At 63.3% G+C, this 15,088-nt stretch carries 12 protein-coding genes; 7 read left to right on the top strand and 5 right to left on the bottom strand.

The annotated features are described in order from the left end of the window. Window positions 1-27: 27 nt before the first annotated feature. Both IVB24_RS02685 and IVB24_RS02680 read right to left on the bottom strand, forming a co-directional pair. A complete protein-coding gene (locus tag IVB24_RS02685; RefSeq protein WP_247774274.1) occupies window positions 28-636 on the bottom strand; it encodes a Maf family nucleotide pyrophosphatase in 609 nt (202 codons plus the stop codon). Window positions 637-644: 8 nt separating this feature from the next. Further along, on the bottom strand, window positions 645-1,484 hold the full coding sequence (locus IVB24_RS02680) for a pyruvate, water dikinase regulatory protein (RefSeq protein ID WP_247771980.1): 840 nt from the start codon (window positions 1,482-1,484) through the stop codon (window positions 645-647). A gap of 458 nt (window positions 1,485-1,942) precedes the next feature. Here IVB24_RS02680 and hemJ point away from each other — a divergent pair, with 458 nt between their 5' ends. From hemJ to IVB24_RS02645, 7 genes are all read left to right on the top strand, one after another. Next, the gene (gene hemJ, locus IVB24_RS02675; RefSeq protein WP_094975979.1) at window positions 1,943-2,377 is read left to right on the top strand and encodes a protoporphyrinogen oxidase HemJ; all 435 of its coding nucleotides are present in this window, start codon (window positions 1,943-1,945) and stop codon (window positions 2,375-2,377) included. 246 nt (window positions 2,378-2,623) lie between these two features. Further along, on the top strand, window positions 2,624-3,889 hold the full coding sequence (gene rho, locus IVB24_RS02670) for a transcription termination factor Rho (RefSeq protein ID WP_008133567.1): 1,266 nt from the start codon (window positions 2,624-2,626) through the stop codon (window positions 3,887-3,889). A gap of 313 nt (window positions 3,890-4,202) precedes the next feature. Then, window positions 4,203-5,555, top strand: coding sequence for a tRNA uridine-5-carboxymethylaminomethyl(34) synthesis GTPase MnmE (gene mnmE / locus IVB24_RS02665; protein ID WP_247771979.1), 1,353 nt, complete (start codon window positions 4,203-4,205; stop codon window positions 5,553-5,555). A 542-nt stretch (window positions 5,556-6,097) separates the two neighbouring features. After that, entirely contained in the window at window positions 6,098-7,978 is a 1,881-nt protein-coding gene (gene mnmG / locus IVB24_RS02660; protein ID WP_247771978.1) for a tRNA uridine-5-carboxymethylaminomethyl(34) synthesis enzyme MnmG, read from the top strand. Window positions 7,979-8,089: 111 nt separating this feature from the next. Further along, complete coding sequence (gene rsmG, locus IVB24_RS02655) at window positions 8,090-8,761, top strand: 16S rRNA (guanine(527)-N(7))-methyltransferase RsmG (protein ID WP_247774273.1); 672 nt, start codon at window positions 8,090-8,092, stop codon at window positions 8,759-8,761. A 28-nt stretch (window positions 8,762-8,789) separates the two neighbouring features. Continuing rightward, complete coding sequence (locus IVB24_RS02650) at window positions 8,790-9,644, top strand: ParA family protein (RefSeq protein ID WP_106947282.1); 855 nt, start codon at window positions 8,790-8,792, stop codon at window positions 9,642-9,644. Window positions 9,645-9,804: 160 nt separating this feature from the next. Beyond that, window positions 9,805-10,692, top strand: a complete 888-nt coding sequence (locus IVB24_RS02645; protein WP_247771977.1) for a ParB/RepB/Spo0J family partition protein — start codon at window positions 9,805-9,807, stop codon at window positions 10,690-10,692. Between the two features lie 110 nt (window positions 10,693-10,802). On the opposite strand, the gene holA is transcribed toward IVB24_RS02645, so the two are convergent. The 3 genes from holA to leuS form a co-directional block, all read right to left on the bottom strand. Then, window positions 10,803-11,831 carry a DNA polymerase III subunit delta gene (gene holA / locus IVB24_RS02640; RefSeq protein WP_247771976.1) on the bottom strand — a complete coding sequence of 343 codons (1,029 nt, stop codon included), beginning with the start codon at window positions 11,829-11,831 and terminating at the stop codon, window positions 10,803-10,805. 64 nt (window positions 11,832-11,895) lie between these two features. Further along, window positions 11,896-12,447: an LPS assembly lipoprotein LptE gene (gene lptE, locus IVB24_RS02635; protein WP_094975972.1), complete on the bottom strand. Its 552-nt coding sequence runs from the start codon at window positions 12,445-12,447 to the stop codon at window positions 11,896-11,898. Beyond that, entirely contained in the window at window positions 12,434-15,070 is a 2,637-nt protein-coding gene (leuS, locus tag IVB24_RS02630) for a leucine--tRNA ligase (RefSeq protein ID WP_247771975.1), read from the bottom strand. Before leuS ends, lptE begins: the two co-directional genes overlap by 14 nt. Between the last annotated feature and the right edge of the window lie 18 nt (window positions 15,071-15,088).

The raw sequence follows: 15,088 nt of genomic DNA, 5'->3' as shown, positions 1-15,088 counted from the left end.
CAAGTCTGTTATTCACATGTCTGTCATTCACATGGCAACTAGCCGTTCGCGTCGCAGGAACGCAAGCAGCGGCAGCAGCGGCAGGCCAAGAATGGTGAAATGATCGCCCTCGATCCGCTCGAACAGATGGATGCCCAGGCTTTCAAGCTGATAGGCGCCGACGCTGGTGGTGACGGCGTCGCCGGCAGCGTCCAGATAGATTGAAAGCTCGTCCTCGGTCATCTCGCGCATGGTCATGCGGGCAACCGAGACGTCTTCGAAAACGATCTGGCCATCATGCGCCACGGCCACCGCGGAATTCAGCTCATGGCTGTTGCCGGCGAGATCGCGCAATTGCGCCAATGCCTGCGGCCGGCCCGCCGGCTTGTTGAAAAGACGGTTGCCAAGAGCCAGGGTCTGATCGGCCCCGATCACGTAGCTCCCGGGATAGCTGGCCGAGATCGCTTTGGCCTTTTCGCGCGCCAGCAGCAGAGCGATCTCGCGCGGATTTGAAAGCGCCGAAGCCAATTGAATGCCGCGCTCGTCGATATCGGCAGTAACAGCCTTGAACTCCAGCCCGGCATTGGCCAACAGCATTTTCCGGGCGCTGCTTTGCGAGGCCAGGATCAACGGATGTTTGCCGAGCCACAGACCCATCGCAAGGACTATCCGGAATGCCGGTTGCGCTGGCGATCGCTGTAGAGCTTCATGATCGCCGCCGCGGTTTCCTCGATCGAGCGACGCGTGACGTCGAGCAGCGGCCAATCGTGCTTGGCGCTGAGCTTGCGCGCAAACGCGACCTCCTCGGTCACCGACTGCCTGTCGGTATATGTCTCGTTGCCGGAATCGGACCCCATCGAGAGCAGGCGATTCTGGCGGATCTGGATCAGGCGTTCCGGCGTCGCGTGCAGGCTGACCACCAGCGGCCGCGTCAGCTTCCCCAGCTGCTCCGGCACGGGAATGCCGGGCACCAGCGGCACGTTGGCGGTGCGGATGCCGCGATTGGCCAGATAGATCGACGTCGGCGTCTTGGAGGTGCGGGACACGCCGACCAGCACGACATCGGCATCGTCAAGACCTTCGACATGCTGACCGTCGTCGTGGATCATCGTGTAGTTCAGCGCATCGATGCGCTTGAAATATTCCGCGTTGAGGACGTGCTGGGCGCCGACCCGGCCCGTGGTCGCAGCGCCGAGATAAGCCTCGAACAATTGCATCACCGGACCGATGATCGACAGGCTCGGAACGTTGATGCCCTTGCACTTGTCCTCGAGGCGGGCGACCAGATCCTTCTCCAGCAACGTGAACAGCACGATCCCCGGCGCCTCCTCGATCTCGTCGAGCACGCGGTCGAGCTGCTTCTGGCTGCGCACCAGCGGATAGACATGCTCGACGGGGGTGACGTTGGCGTATTGCGCGGCGACGGCGCGCGCCACCGTAATCAGCGTCTCGCCGGTCGAGTCGGACACCAGGTGCAGATGGAAATAATTGTTCGAGGTGGGCACAAAATCCCTTTGTATGGAGTCGGTGTGGTTTGTGGATTTCTGTGGACCTTAACCCCTCGGAAAGGGATGCGCGACACCGAGGGCGGGACAAGTGCCGATTTTCTTCACACCACTGCCCGCCGGCATAAGTTCAGCGGCTCGTCAGGAGGGAAACGGGATGACGCGGACAACCCCGTTGATAAGCTGCCGACAGAAGCACGCAAGCCTTTGAAGCTGGCTGACTTATCGCAAACCGCCAGAGCTGCCGGGGATATGTTGATGGATGTGAACAAACGAGCGCGAACGTGCGGACAGAATCTTGTGAGTCCAATTCACGGTCACATAGACTCAAACCTTAAGAATCTAAGATTCTTTATTGGAGAAGGGACGCTCCAGATGGACTATGTGTGCAGGTGAGACCTTAACGAGTTCTTACTATCCCCAGTTCCATTCGCTGGTAGAAACCCCGGGCGCCAAAAATGTTCGAAGACGTCTATCTCTGGATCAAGGCGCTGCATGTGATCGCGGTCATCGCCTGGATGGCCGGCATGCTCTATTTGCCGCGGTTGTTCGTTTATCACTGCGAGGCCGAGATCGGCTCGAAGCAGTCGGAAACGTTCAAGGTGATGGAACGCCGGCTGCTCAAGGCGATCATCAACCCCGCCATGATCGTCACTTGGCTCGCCGGGCTCTACCTTGCCTGGTCCGGCCACTGGTTTTCATTCGGCTGGCTGCACGTAAAACTGGCAATGGTCCTGGCGATGTCGGGGGTCCACGGCTTTTTTTCCCGGTGGGTCAAGGACTTCGCCGCCGACCGGCGTTCGCGGACCCAGAAATTCTATCGGATAATCAATGAGGTGCCGACCATTTTGATGATCATCATCGTCGTGATGGTGATCGTGAAGCCGTTCTAGGCACAGCACGACGAAACGCTCAGCGCTTCGGCTTGCGGAGTGGCGAGCGATTTTCTATATTGTCGATATCCCACCCAACGCAGGCGGATGTGGTTGTGTCTGAGCTTTCCAGAGGCCGGACACCGCATCAGGTTTGAAGCCTCATCGGCACTTAACCTTGCCAGACCTGCGGACCTTATCTTCACGCGTCCGCATTTCAGAGCCTCCTCGCACCCCCTCCCAAGGTTACCCCACAGGACCACCCCAATGCGGGAAATTAAACTCGAAGACCTCAAGTCCAAAACCCCGGCCGAGCTCGTCTCGTTTGCGGAGGAGAATGGGGTCGAGAATGCCAGCACGATGCGCAAGCAGGAACTGCTGTTTGCCATCCTCAAGCAGCTCGCGCTCGCCGAGACCGACATTGTCGGCCAGGGTGTCGTCGAGGTTCTCTCCGACGGCTTCGGCTTTCTCCGCTCGCCCGATGCGAACTATCTGCCGGGCCCGGACGACATCTACGTTTCGCCGTCGCAGATCCGCCGTTTCGGTCTGCGCACCGGCGACACCATCGAAGGCCACATCCGCAGCCCCAAAGAGGGCGAGCGCTATTTCGCGCTGCTGAAGGTCAACACACTCAATTTCGAAGACCCGGAAAAGGCCAAGCACAAGGTCAATTTCGACAACCTCACGCCGCTGTTTCCGAACCAGCGTTTCCGCATGGAAATCGACGATCCGACGCGAAAAGACCTTTCTGCAAGGGTGATCGACATTGTCGCGCCCATCGGAAAGGGCCAGCGCGCACTGATCGTGGCGCCGCCGCGCACGGGTAAGACCGTGCTGATGCAGAACATCGCGCACTCGATCACGCACAACCACCCCGAATGCTATCTGATCGTGCTGCTGATCGACGAGCGTCCGGAAGAAGTCACGGACATGCAGCGCTCGGTGAAGGGCGAGGTCGTGTCCTCGACCTTCGACGAACCTGCGGTGCGTCACGTCCAGGTCGCCGAAATGGTGATCGAAAAGGCCAAGCGCCTGGTCGAGCACGGCCGCGACGTCGTGATCCTGCTCGATTCGATCACCCGCCTCGGCCGCGCCTACAACACCGTGGTTCCCTCATCCGGCAAGGTGCTGACCGGCGGTGTCGACGCCAACGCGTTGCAGCGGCCGAAGCGCTTCTTCGGTGCCGCCCGCAACATCGAGGAGGGCGGCTCGCTGACCATCATCGCGACCGCGCTGGTCGATACCGGCAGCCGCATGGACGAAGTCATTTTCGAAGAGTTCAAGGGCACCGGTAACTCGGAGCTGATCCTCGACCGCAAGGTCTCGGACAAGCGCACCTTCCCGGCGATCGACATCTCGCGCTCCGGCACGCGCAAGGAGGAGCTCATCACCGATCCGCAGGTGCTCAAGAAGATGTACGTGCTCCGCCGCATCCTCAACCCGATGGGCACGATGGACGCGATCGACTTCCTGCTCGACAAGCTGCGCTCGACGAAGAGCAATTCGGAGTTCTTCGACTCCATGAACACCTGAGTGCAGTGCAGCAATAAGTTAAAGGGCGCCTTCGGGCGCCCTTTTTCGTTGTGCGGCCTGCTGCAGCGAAGGCGCAGCATGCAACCGTGTGGAAGGGCGGATCCGATTTTCCAAGAAGATGCTGATATGGCTACATAATTCTTGATAAAATTTTGCAGATGTTCCTCAGGCGGGGAGGTTTTTGCAGCAGAATGGCGGGGATCATATTGCATTGCAGTATGATCTTTGCTGCAGCAAGGGCGCAGCAAAACGGCTCGCCGTGGTCCAGGAACGGGCCGTTTGCCTTTTCCTCGCCAGCCGGACAAATAGGTCAATGCATCCGCGGGACCAGACCATCTTTGCGTTATCGTCCGGCCGGACGCCGAGTGCGATCGCCGTGGTGCGCGTCTCAGGCCCGCAAGCCGGCCTGGCACTGACGACCTTGGCGGGGAAGCTGCCGGCACCGAGGCGGGCCAGTCGCCGGCTGCTTCGTGACAGCGCGGGCCAGCCGATCGACGATGCGGTCGTGCTGTGGTTTCCGGGGCCGTCCAGCGCGACCGGCGAGGACGTCGCCGAATTCCACGTTCATGGCGGCCGCGCCGTGCTGTCGGTGCTGTTTGCCGAGATTGCTGTAATTCCGAATATTCGAGCCGCCGAGCCGGGCGAGTTCACGCGGCGCGCCTTCGAGAACGGCAAGCTTGATCTCACCGAAGCCGAAGGCCTCGACGATCTCATCCACGCCGACACGGACCGCCAGCATCGCCAGGCGCTGCGGCAGCTACAAGGCCTGCTCGGCGATCGCGCGCGCGACTGGCGCGAGCGCGTCATCGAGGCGTCGGCGCTGATCGAAGCCGGCATCGATTTTTCCGATGAGGGCGATGTGCCGGCGGAGCTGAGGGCGCCGGCGATCAAGGCGATCGAAGCGCTGCACGGTGAAATCACAAAAGTCCTTGCGGCACGGGGACATTCTGAACGCCTGCGCGAGGGCCTCGTGGTCGCGATCGCGGGCGAGCCCAATGTCGGCAAGTCGACGTTGATCAATCAGCTCGCACGTCGCGAGGTCGCGATCGTCTCGCCGCATGCCGGCACCACGCGTGACCTGATCGAGGTCCAGCTCGATCTCGATGGTTATCCCGTCACGATCATCGATACCGCCGGTATTCGCGAGACGGACGACCCGGTCGAGCAGGAGGGCGTTCGCCGCGCGCGAGCGCGGGCCGAGGATGCCGACCTCGTGCTGTGGCTGATGGAGGGAGAGCAAGCCGTCGATCCGGACGCGATGCGCTCCCTTTGGAAATCCGGAGACAGCGATCGGTCAGAAGGATCGGTCTGGATCGTCCGTAACAAGATCGATCTCATGGCTGGCGGTACCAGACCGAGCGGTGAGTTCGGGATCTCGGCGAGGCGTGGCGACGGCATCCCCGAGCTGGTCGATGCGCTGGTGAAATTCGCTTCCGAGTTTTTCGGAGCCACCGAGGGCGCAGTCGTGACCCGGGCCCGCCAGCGCGACCTGCTGAGCCGGGCATCGGAAAGCTTGCGCCGGAGTCTTGACCTTGTAGAAGACGGCGAGGAGCTTGCGGCCGAGGAGCTGCGCGCAGCGGCCTATGCCCTGGGCCGGCTGCTTGGCCGGGTGGACGTCGAGGACGTCTTGGGCGCGATTTTTCAGAAGTTTTGCATCGGAAAGTAGGACTAGTTCTTGAGTGTAGAACTAGCGCTTGTTCCATTCCTTTGTTTCACGTGAAACATCCATCGCTTGGTCCCTGTCTCGGAACCCGCGCTCTTGGACGGATAGTGTGCAGCGCACCGAGGCCTCGGGCTCTTTCGCCGTCTTGGATTCGCCGCTGTTTCACGTGAAACATTATTCGGCCGGGTGGCGGGACCAACTGAGGGTCTTTCAGTCCGCGAGTGCAAGGTCGGTCGCGCTCACCTCATCATGACGAGGAGTCCTCTGGCGCGAGGAATCCGGATCGCCGCCGTGGAAGGCCGGGGGTTACTAGCGGCGCTCGCGAAGACTGAACGTGCTCTTGCGGGTCCCAACGGGCGTTTTTTCCGCCGTGACGCCCGATTTCGTTTCACGTGAAAACGCGAGATAATTCAATGCCCGTCCTACTGTGCATGGGGTTGTTTTCGCAAAAATTGCCCCCCGGCCAAGATCGGTGTTTCACGTGAAACATCCCCCTCATTAGTTTCCACTTCCGGCCCAGCGGCCTCTGAGCTAGAAGTCCATTCATGCGAACAGAGCGAGAGAGCTTCGACGTCATCGTGATCGGCGGCGGCCACGCCGGCTGTGAGGCCGCGGCTGCATCTGCGCGGATGGGCGCTGCGACGGCTCTGGTGACGCATCGTTTCTCCACCGTCGGCGCGATGTCCTGCAATCCAGCAATCGGCGGCCTCGGTAAGGGACATCTCGTTCGCGAAGTCGATGCGCTGGACGGTCTGATGGGTCGCGTGGGCGATGCCGGCGGCATCCAGTTTCGTGTCCTGAACCGGCGGAAGGGTCCTGCGGTCCGCGGTCCTCGAGCTCAAGCGGACAGAAAACTCTATGCCGCCGCGATGCAGGCCGCGATCCGGCAGACCGAGGGTCTCTCGGTGACCGAAGGCGAGGCAGACGAACTGATCGTGGTCGACGGCCGCGTCACCGGTCTGCGCCTGGCCGACGGTCGAGAGCTTCGGGCAGGGGCTGTGGTTGTCACCACAGGCACCTTCCTCCGCGGTCTCGTTCATCTGGGAGAGAAGAACTGGCCAGCCGGCCGCGTCGATGAGGCGCCCGCGATGGGTCTTTCCACCTCCTTCGAGCGCGCCGGCTTCACCCTCGGACGGCTGAAGACCGGCACTCCGCCGCGCCTCGACGGCGCCACGATCGACTGGTCGGCGGTCGAGATGCAGCCCGGGGACGAACCGCCGGAGCCGTTCTCGGTGATGACCAAGCGGATCACGACGCCGCAGATCCAATGCGGCATCACCCGGACCACGGCTGCGACCCATGAGGTGATCCGGGCCAATGTCCATCGCTCGCCGATGTATTCCGGCCAGATCAAGAGCTCCGGCCCGCGCTATTGCCCCTCGATCGAGGACAAGATCGTCCGCTTCGGCGACCGCGACGGCCACCAGATCTTCCTGGAGCCGGAAGGGCTCGACGACAGCACCGTCTATCCCAACGGCATCTCGACCTCGCTACCCGAAGAGGTCCAGCTCGCGATCCTCGCCACCATTCCCGGCTTGGAGCGGGTGAAGATGGTTCGTCCGGGCTATGCCATCGAGTACGACCACATCGATCCGCGCGAACTCGATCCCACCCTCCAGACCAAGCGCCTGCGCGGCCTGTTCCTGGCCGGACAGATCAACGGCACCACCGGGTATGAAGAGGCCGCCGGGCAGGGCATCGTGGCCGGCCTGAATGCGGCGTTGGCTGCGAGCGGAGCCGAACTGACCGTGTTCGACCGCGCCGATGGCTATCTCGGTGTGATGATCGACGACCTCGTAACCCGTGGCATCAGTGAGCCCTATCGGATGTTTACCTCCAGGGCCGAGTACCGGCTGACGCTGCGGGCTGACAACGCAGATCAGCGCCTGACCGAGAAGGGGATTGCGCTCGGTTGCGTCGGGAACGCCCGGACACAGCATCACCGCGCCAAGATGGACGCTCTGAATGCGGCTCGAACGCTATCGAAGTCGCTGGCGATCACCCCGAACGAGGCGATCAAGCACGGACTATCCCTGAACCGGGACGGCCAGCGCCGGTCGGCGTTCTCGCTGATGGCCTATCCCGACATCGGCTGGAGCCAGGTCCGCGCGATCTGGCCGGAGCTGTCCGCCATCGACCCTGTCATCGCCACCCATCTCGAGATCGACGCCAAGTACGATGTCTACCTCGAGCGCCAGAGCGCCGACGTCGAAGCCTTCCGGCGGGACGAGGGGCTGGTCCTGTCGGAGGTCGATTATCAGCAGGTGCCCGGGCTCTCCAACGAGGTCCGCGCCAAGCTGAAGAAGGCACGGCCGTTCACCGTCGGGCAGGCTGGCCGGATTGACGGCATGACGCCGGCGGCGCTCGGCATCCTCGCGGCCTATCTCCGCCGTGAGGCCCGGAAGACCTCCAAAGCAATCGCATAGGCGTTTCACGTGAAACAGCGCGGACCGGGCGGGGACAGACCGCTAACGCGACGACCAGGATCAGGTGAGGGCGCGGTTCGTCGGTCCGAACCGGCCCCGGCCAAACCGAAGATCGACAAGGCCAGCGCCAACGATCAGGCGCTCGACTCCGTCATTGCCGCGGACAAGGGCGAGGCGCTGAAGCTCGCGCCTGTTTCACATGAAACGGAAGCACGGCTTGACCGCTATATCGCGTTGCTCCGGGAGTGGCAGGCCAAGACCAACCTGGTCGCTCCCTCGACTTTGCCGCAGCTCTGGACCCGGCACATCGCCGACTCGCTTCAGCTCGTCGATCTCGCGCCGTCCGCAAAGCGCTGGGCCGACCTCGGTAGCGGCGGCGGCTTCCCCGGCGTCGTGCTTGCCTGCGCCATGGCAGGGAGTCCAGGCGCTAGCGTTCATCTTGTCGAGCGAATCGCCAAGAAGGCCGCGTTTTTGCGCGAAGCGGTCCGCGTCACCACATCTCCGGGAGTCGTACATCTGGCTGAGATCGGGGATAATGTGGATAGAATCACCGGCCCCGTCGATTGCGTCACCGCGCGTGCCTTGGCTCCGCTACATCAACTCATCGGTTTTGCGGAGCCGCTGATGCGCCAGGGCGCAAAGGCGCTGTTTCTCAAGGGTCAAGATGTAGAGGCTGAATTGACCGAAGCCGCTAAATATTGGAATATTCAGCCGCAGCTCCACAAAAGCCGGACAGGTGACGGGTGGATCGTCGAGCTGATGTCCGTCGAACGGCGCGGGTGAGGCGTCAGGGGCTGAGTGGGGAATTTCGATGAGCGTGATTGACGAGCCGCAGCAAGAGAAGACTTCCGAGGTCCCGCACGGTCACCCGCGCATCCTGGCGCTGGCGAATCAGAAGGGCGGTGTGGGAAAAACAACCACAGCGATCAACCTCGGCACGGCACTCGCCGCGATCGGCGAGCGCGTCCTGATTGTCGATCTCGATCCGCAGGGCAATGCCTCGACCGGCCTCGGCATCGACCGCCGCAACCGCTCCTGCTCGACCTATGACGTGCTGATCGGGGAAGCCGGCCTGCGTGAAGCCGTGGTGTCGACCGCGGTGCCGCGGCTGCACATCGCGCCCTCGACCATGGATCTCTCCGGCCTTGAGCTCGAGCTCGGCACCACGCCCGGCCGCGCCTTCAAGCTGCGCGACGCCATCGGCGCACTCAACAACAACGTCTCGCCGGATGCCGACTACACCTATGTGCTGATCGACTGCCCGCCCTCGCTCAACCTGCTCACGGTCAACGCGATGGCGGCGTCGGACGCGATCCTGGTGCCGCTGCAATGCGAGTTCTTCGCGCTCGAAGGTCTGTCGCAACTCTTGCAGACGGTCGAGCAGGTGCGCTCGACGCTCAATCCGAATCTGTCAATCCACGGCATCGTGCTGACCATGTTCGACTCGCGCAACAACCTCTCCAACCAGGTCGTGGCCGACGTCCGGCAGTTCATGGGCGAGAAGGTCTACAAGACCATGATCCCGCGCAACGTCCGCATCTCGGAGGCGCCGTCCTACGGCAAGCCGGTGCTGGTCTACGATCTCAAATGCGTCGGCAGCGAAGCCTATTTGCGGCTTGCCACCGAAGTGATCCAGCGCGAGCGCGAGCTGCGAGTCACGCATTGATCGACGAGGCCTGTAGGGTGGGTTAGCCGAAGGCGTAAACCACCACGTCTGCCGCCTCGAACAAACCAATGGTGGGTTACGCTTCGCTAACCCACCCTACGATCTACGATTTCGAAATTCAGTTCTGGAGTGCTGCAGCGTGAATCCAAGGGAGCTGGCGATGGCCGACGAAGCGCGTTCGCGACTGGGCCGGGGTCTTGCAAGTCTGATCGGTGATGTCGGCGGCGAGGCTCAGCATGTCGATCGGCCGCGCGCGCAGCGCAAGGTGCCGATCGAGTTCATCAAGGCCAATCCGCGCAATCCGCGCCGCACCTTTTCGGACACCGAACTGAAGGAGCTCTCCGAGTCCATCAGGCAGCACGGCGTGATCCAGCCGATCGTGGTGCGCCCGGTGAAGGGCGCACAGGACCGCTTCGAGATCATCGCCGGCGAGCGGCGTTGGCGCGCCTCGCAGATGGCCGGCCTGCATGAAGTGCCGATCGTCCCGGTCGACATCAGCGACAGCGACGCGTTGGAGTTCGCGATCGTCGAGAACGTGCAGCGCGAAGACCTCAACCCGATGGAAGAGGCGCAGGGCTATCACGCGCTCGCCAACGAGTTCAAACGCAGCCAGGAAGACATCGCAAAAGTCGTCGGCAAGAGCCGCAGCCACGTCGCCAACATGATGCGGCTGACCAAGCTGCCGGCCGAGGTGCAGGCCTTCATCGCGACCGGCGAGCTGACCGCCGGTCACGCCCGCGCGCTGATCGGCGTGCCCGATCCGCTCGCGGCTGCCAAGCGCATCGTCGAGGAGGGCCTCAACGTGCGCCAGGCGGAGGCGCTCGCACATGAAGAGGGCGTGCCGGAGCGCAAGCCGCAAAAGGCGCGCGCCACCGGGGGCAAGGAAAAAGACCCCGATACGATCGATCTCGAAAAGCGCGTCAGCGATGCGCTCGGCCTCAAGGTCACCGTCAGTCACCGCGACCCCGGCGGCTCGGTCCAGATCAGCTACAGCAACCTCGATCAGCTCGACGAAGTGATGAAGCGGCTGGCGAAGGGCGGGCTGTAGCCCCCCGCATTCTCCACGTCATTGCGAGCGCAGCGAAGCAATCCAGAATCTTCCCGCGGAGAGACTCTGGATTGCTTCGTCGCTTGCGCTCCTCGCAACGACGTGGAGGCTCAGCCCCGCCGCTTCGCGTTCGCGGCGATCGCCATCAGCGTGCGCTGGGCGATGGCGGCCGCCAGCGTCGATTGCTTGCGGGTGTCGAGCGCCGCGTTCGCGAGCTGCTCAATGATGGCGGCGAGCCGCGCCACGCTGAAATTGCGCAGTGCCGTTTCGACCGCTGGCTTGCGTGAGAAATGCAGGCGCGGATAACCGCCGTCGAGCACGGCGGAAGCAGGCTGGCCGTCGGCGATCGCGAGCGCCGATTTGTGCAGCCACGCAGCCTGGCGCTGCGCGGCGGAGATGATGACGCCGGGATAAGTGCCGGCGATCATGGCCTTGGCGAATTCAGTCTCGACGATGTCGGGCCGGCCGGCAAAGGCCCCGTCGACGATCGGGTCGAGCTTGAGCTCGGACGCGTCCGCAACCACCGCCATCACGTCGTCCAGCGTGATCTCGCCCTTGCCATGGGCATAGAGGGCCAGCTTGCGCAGCTCGTTGCGCGAGGCCTGGCGGTCGCCGCCGAGGAAGGACATCAGCGCCGCGCGGGCATCCTGCGCGATGCGCAAATTCGCGATGCGGAGCTCGTCTTCCATCAACTTGGCAAGGTCGCGCTCGGTGTCGGGATAGCAGCCGATCGCAACGGCTGCCTTGGCGCGCTCGCAGGCCTTGCGCAGCGGCGATTCCGGTCGCAGCTCGCCGGCCTCGATCACGATGCGGCAATCCCTCACGTTCATTTCGGCCAGGGTGTCGATGCCGCTGGCAAAGCTGCGCGAGCCTGCGCGAATGCGGATGGCGCGGCGGCCGCCGAACAGCGGCACCGTCATGGCTTCGTCGACGAGGCGCGAGGGCTCGGCGGAGAGCTCGTCGCCGTCGAGCTTGACCAGCGAGAATGGATCGTTGGGATCATCGACGGCAGAGGCGATCAGCGCGTCTGCGCGCTCACGCACCAAGCCGGCATCGGGACCGTAGAGCAGGATGATCGGACGGCCCGCATCGGGGCGGGCGAGGAAGGCGTCGATCTCTTTTCCACGCAGCGCAACCATCGGGCCTCAAGGACGTCATTGCCCGGCTCGCGATGTCGTCACGCCCGGAAATGACGGAGCAAATTTAGGTGCCTGCTGTGAAGAACGAGGCGAGCCGGGTGGTGATGTTCTCGGCGATCTCGTTGGCGGCGCGATCCTCGGCATCGCGCACGGCGCGGGTGCGGGAGAAGCGCTGATAGGACCCCGGCATGTCGTAGGACACGCGTGAGAAGGTCGTGCCGGTCATGACAGGCTTGTCGGTGGCAACCTCGACCAGCCTGTACTGGGCGTCGATGCCGAGATTTTCGCTGGTCGGCAGTCCCGTCGTGGCGCTGACGATCAGCGAGGAACGGCTGGTGGTGAAGCGGATTTCCAGCTTATGGGTCGGCGGCATGCCCGTGGCGCTGCCGTAAAGCTTGAAGGCCAGGGCGTTACGGATTTCGACGCCGACGCGGGCCTCGCGCGAGGCATTGGGCTTGTTGATCGGGGGCAGCTCCACCCCCATCAGCTTCTCGCGCAAGCCGGGCGTGCCATCGCCGCGCTCGGCATACATCGGCTGGAAGCAGCCAGCCGTCAGCGCCGCCAAGGCGGCGACCGCCAGCAAGCGGGCTGCGATGCGGATCCTAGCCGACAACATTCACGATCCTCTTGGGGACGATGATCACCTTGCGGACGGGCTTGCCGTCCAGGGCCAGCTTTACCGCATCGAGCGCCAAAACGGCAGCCTCGATTTCCGGATTCTGGGCCGCTGTTGCAACTGTGACATCACCCCGCTTCTTGCCGTTGACCTGGACCACCAGGGTCACGCTGTCTTCGACCAGCAAATCGCGTTCCATTTGAGGCCAATTGGCCTCTGAAACCAACCCGGTCTGGCCGAGAGCCTGCCAGCACTCCTCAGCGAGGTGCGGCATCATCGGGGAGAACAGCTGGACCAGGATCTGGCTGGCTTCCCGGATCGCCCAAGCCAGATCTGGGGCGAGATCGCCTGCCGGCTGCCCGGGTCGCTGCAGGATCTCCGAGAAGCTATTGGCGAATTCGCGGATATGGGCCAGGCAGACGTTGAAGTGCAGCCGCTCGATCCCGGTGGTGACCTTGTCGAGCGCGGCATGGGCGGCCTTGCGCAGGGCCGTCGCGTCCGGACCGAAGCTGCCCGGCCGGGCCGCCGGCGCGGCGTTGCCGAGTTCGACGGAATCGTTCACCAGCCGCCACAGCCGCTGCACGAAACGCGAGGCGCCCTGGACGCGCTCGTCGCTCCAGATCACGTCGCGGTCGGGCGGGGAGTCGGACAGCATGAACCAGCGGGCGACGTCCGCACCGTAGGTCTCGATGATGTCGTCGGGATCGACCGTGTTCTTCTTCGACTTCGACATCTTCTCGATCGGACCGATCTGGATGTCTTCGCCCGTCGTCAGCAGCGTTGCGCGGCGCCCATTGCCGCCCACCTCGACCTTGACCTCGGCCGGCTGCACATAGGTGCCGTCGGCCTTCTGGTAGGTCTCGTGCACCACCATGCCCTGCGTGAACATGCCGGCGAACGGCTCGTCCAGCGCGAGGTGCCCGGTCGCCTTCATCGCGCGGGTGAAGAAGCGGCTGTAGAGCAGATGCAGGATCGCGTGCTCGACGCCGCCGATATACTGGTCGACCGGCAGCATCCGGTTGGCCACCGCGGGCGTCGTCGGCGCGCTCTCGTTCCAGGGATCGGTGAAGCGCGCGAAATACCAGGACGAATCCACGAAGGTGTCCATGGTGTCGGTTTCGCGCTGGGCCTTAGCCCCGCATTTGGGGCAAGTCACGTGCTTCCAGGTCGGGTGATGGTCGAGCGCGTTGCCCGGTCTGTCGAAGCTCACATCCTCCGGCAGCACCACGGGCAGGTCGGCATCCGGTACCGGCACCACATCGCATTTCGGGCAGTGGATGACGGGAATCGGACAGCCCCAATAGCGCTGGCGCGAAATGCCCCAGTCGCGCAGGCGGAAATTCACCTGACGCTCGCCGACCGGCGCGTTGCCGCGCAGCTCGCTTTCCAGCCGTCTGGCGACCTCGTCCTTGGCCTGCTCGATGGTCATGCCGTCGAGGAAGCGCGAATTGATCATGCGGCCGTCACCGTCATAGGCGGTGTCGGTGATGACGAACGTCTTGGGATCCTGGCCCTCGGGGCAGACCACCGGAATGTTGCCGAGGCCGTATTTGTTGACGAAATCGAGGTCGCGCTGATCATGCGCCGGGCAGCCGAAGATCGCACCGGTGCCGTATTCCATCAGCACGAAATTGGCGACATAGACCGGCAGCTTCCAGCTCGGATCGAACGGATGGACCGCGCGGATACCGGTATCGAAACCCTGCTTCTCTGCGGTGTCGATGATCGACTGCGCGGTGCCGATCTTCTTGATGTCGGCAATGAATTGCGCAAGCTTCGGGTTCTTCGCGGCGGCTGCCTGCGCCAGCGGATGATCCGCCGAGATCGCCATGAACTTTGCGCCGAACAGCGTGTCCGGGCGCGTCGTGAAGATCTTCAGCTCGTTTTCGCCGGCGGGCGTCGTCGCCGCATCCAGCGCGAAGCGGACCAGCAGCCCTTCCGAGCGGCCGATCCAGTTGCGCTGCATCAGCCGCACCTTGTCGGGCCAGCGATCGAGCCCGTCGAGCGCGGACAGCAGTTCCTGCGAGTACTTCGTGATCTTGAAGACCCATTGGCTCATCTCGCGCTGTTCGACGACGGCACCGGAGCGCCAGCCGCGCCCGTCGATCACCTGCTCGTTGGCGAGCACGGTCATGTCGACCGGATCCCAGTTCAGCTTGCGCTTCTCGCGCTCGGCGAGGCCGGCGGCGAGCATGTCCAAGAACATCTTCTGCTGATGCTTGTAGTAGCCAGGGTCGCAGGTCGCGAATTCGCGTGACCAGTCCAGCGACAGCCCGATCGAGCGAAGCTGCTTCTTCATCGCGGCGATGTTGTCGTAGGTCCAGGCCTTCGGCGCGACCTTGCGCTCGATCGCGGCATTCTCGGCCGGCAGGCCGAAGGCGTCCCAGCCCATCGGATGCAGCACATTGAACCCCTTGGCGCGCATGAAGCGGGCCAGCACGTCGCCGAGCGTATAATTTCGGACATGGCCGATATGGATGCGTCCGGACGGGTAGGGGAACATCTCCAGCACGTAGTATTTCGGCCGCGAATCGTCGTTCTTGGAGACGAAGATCGCCTGTTCGTCCCAGAGGCGTTGCCAGCGCGGTTCGGCGTCGCGGGCGTTATAGCGTTCGGAGGTCATGGAATCGTTGGGGTTTTC

The sequence above is a fragment of the Bradyrhizobium sp. 192 genome (genome assembly GCF_023100965.1).
Taxonomy (GTDB): domain Bacteria; phylum Pseudomonadota; class Alphaproteobacteria; order Rhizobiales; family Xanthobacteraceae; genus Bradyrhizobium; species Bradyrhizobium symbiodeficiens.
This window is presented reverse-complemented; position numbering and strand designations above follow the sequence as displayed.

What these genes read in the sequence shown, in the direction of transcription:
- IVB24_RS02685 (WP_247774274.1), bottom strand. Translation starts at nt 636, where the DNA reads ATGGGTCTGTGGCTCGGCAAACATCCGTTGATCCTGGCCTCGCAAAGC.
- hemJ (WP_094975979.1), top strand. Translation starts at nt 1,943, where the DNA reads ATGTTCGAAGACGTCTATCTCTGGATCAAGGCGCTGCATGTGATCGCG.
- rho (WP_008133567.1), top strand. Translation starts at nt 2,624, where the DNA reads ATGCGGGAAATTAAACTCGAAGACCTCAAGTCCAAAACCCCGGCCGAG.
- mnmE (WP_247771979.1), top strand. Translation starts at nt 4,203, where the DNA reads ATGCATCCGCGGGACCAGACCATCTTTGCGTTATCGTCCGGCCGGACG.
- mnmG (WP_247771978.1), top strand. Translation starts at nt 6,098, where the DNA reads ATGCGAACAGAGCGAGAGAGCTTCGACGTCATCGTGATCGGCGGCGGC.
- IVB24_RS02650 (WP_106947282.1), top strand. Translation starts at nt 8,790, where the DNA reads ATGAGCGTGATTGACGAGCCGCAGCAAGAGAAGACTTCCGAGGTCCCG.
- IVB24_RS02645 (WP_247771977.1), top strand. Translation starts at nt 9,805, where the DNA reads ATGGCCGACGAAGCGCGTTCGCGACTGGGCCGGGGTCTTGCAAGTCTG.
- holA (WP_247771976.1), bottom strand. Translation starts at nt 11,831, where the DNA reads ATGGTTGCGCTGCGTGGAAAAGAGATCGACGCCTTCCTCGCCCGCCCC.
- lptE (WP_094975972.1), bottom strand. Translation starts at nt 12,447, where the DNA reads ATGTTGTCGGCTAGGATCCGCATCGCAGCCCGCTTGCTGGCGGTCGCC.
- leuS (WP_247771975.1), bottom strand. Translation starts at nt 15,070, where the DNA reads ATGACCTCCGAACGCTATAACGCCCGCGACGCCGAACCGCGCTGGCAA.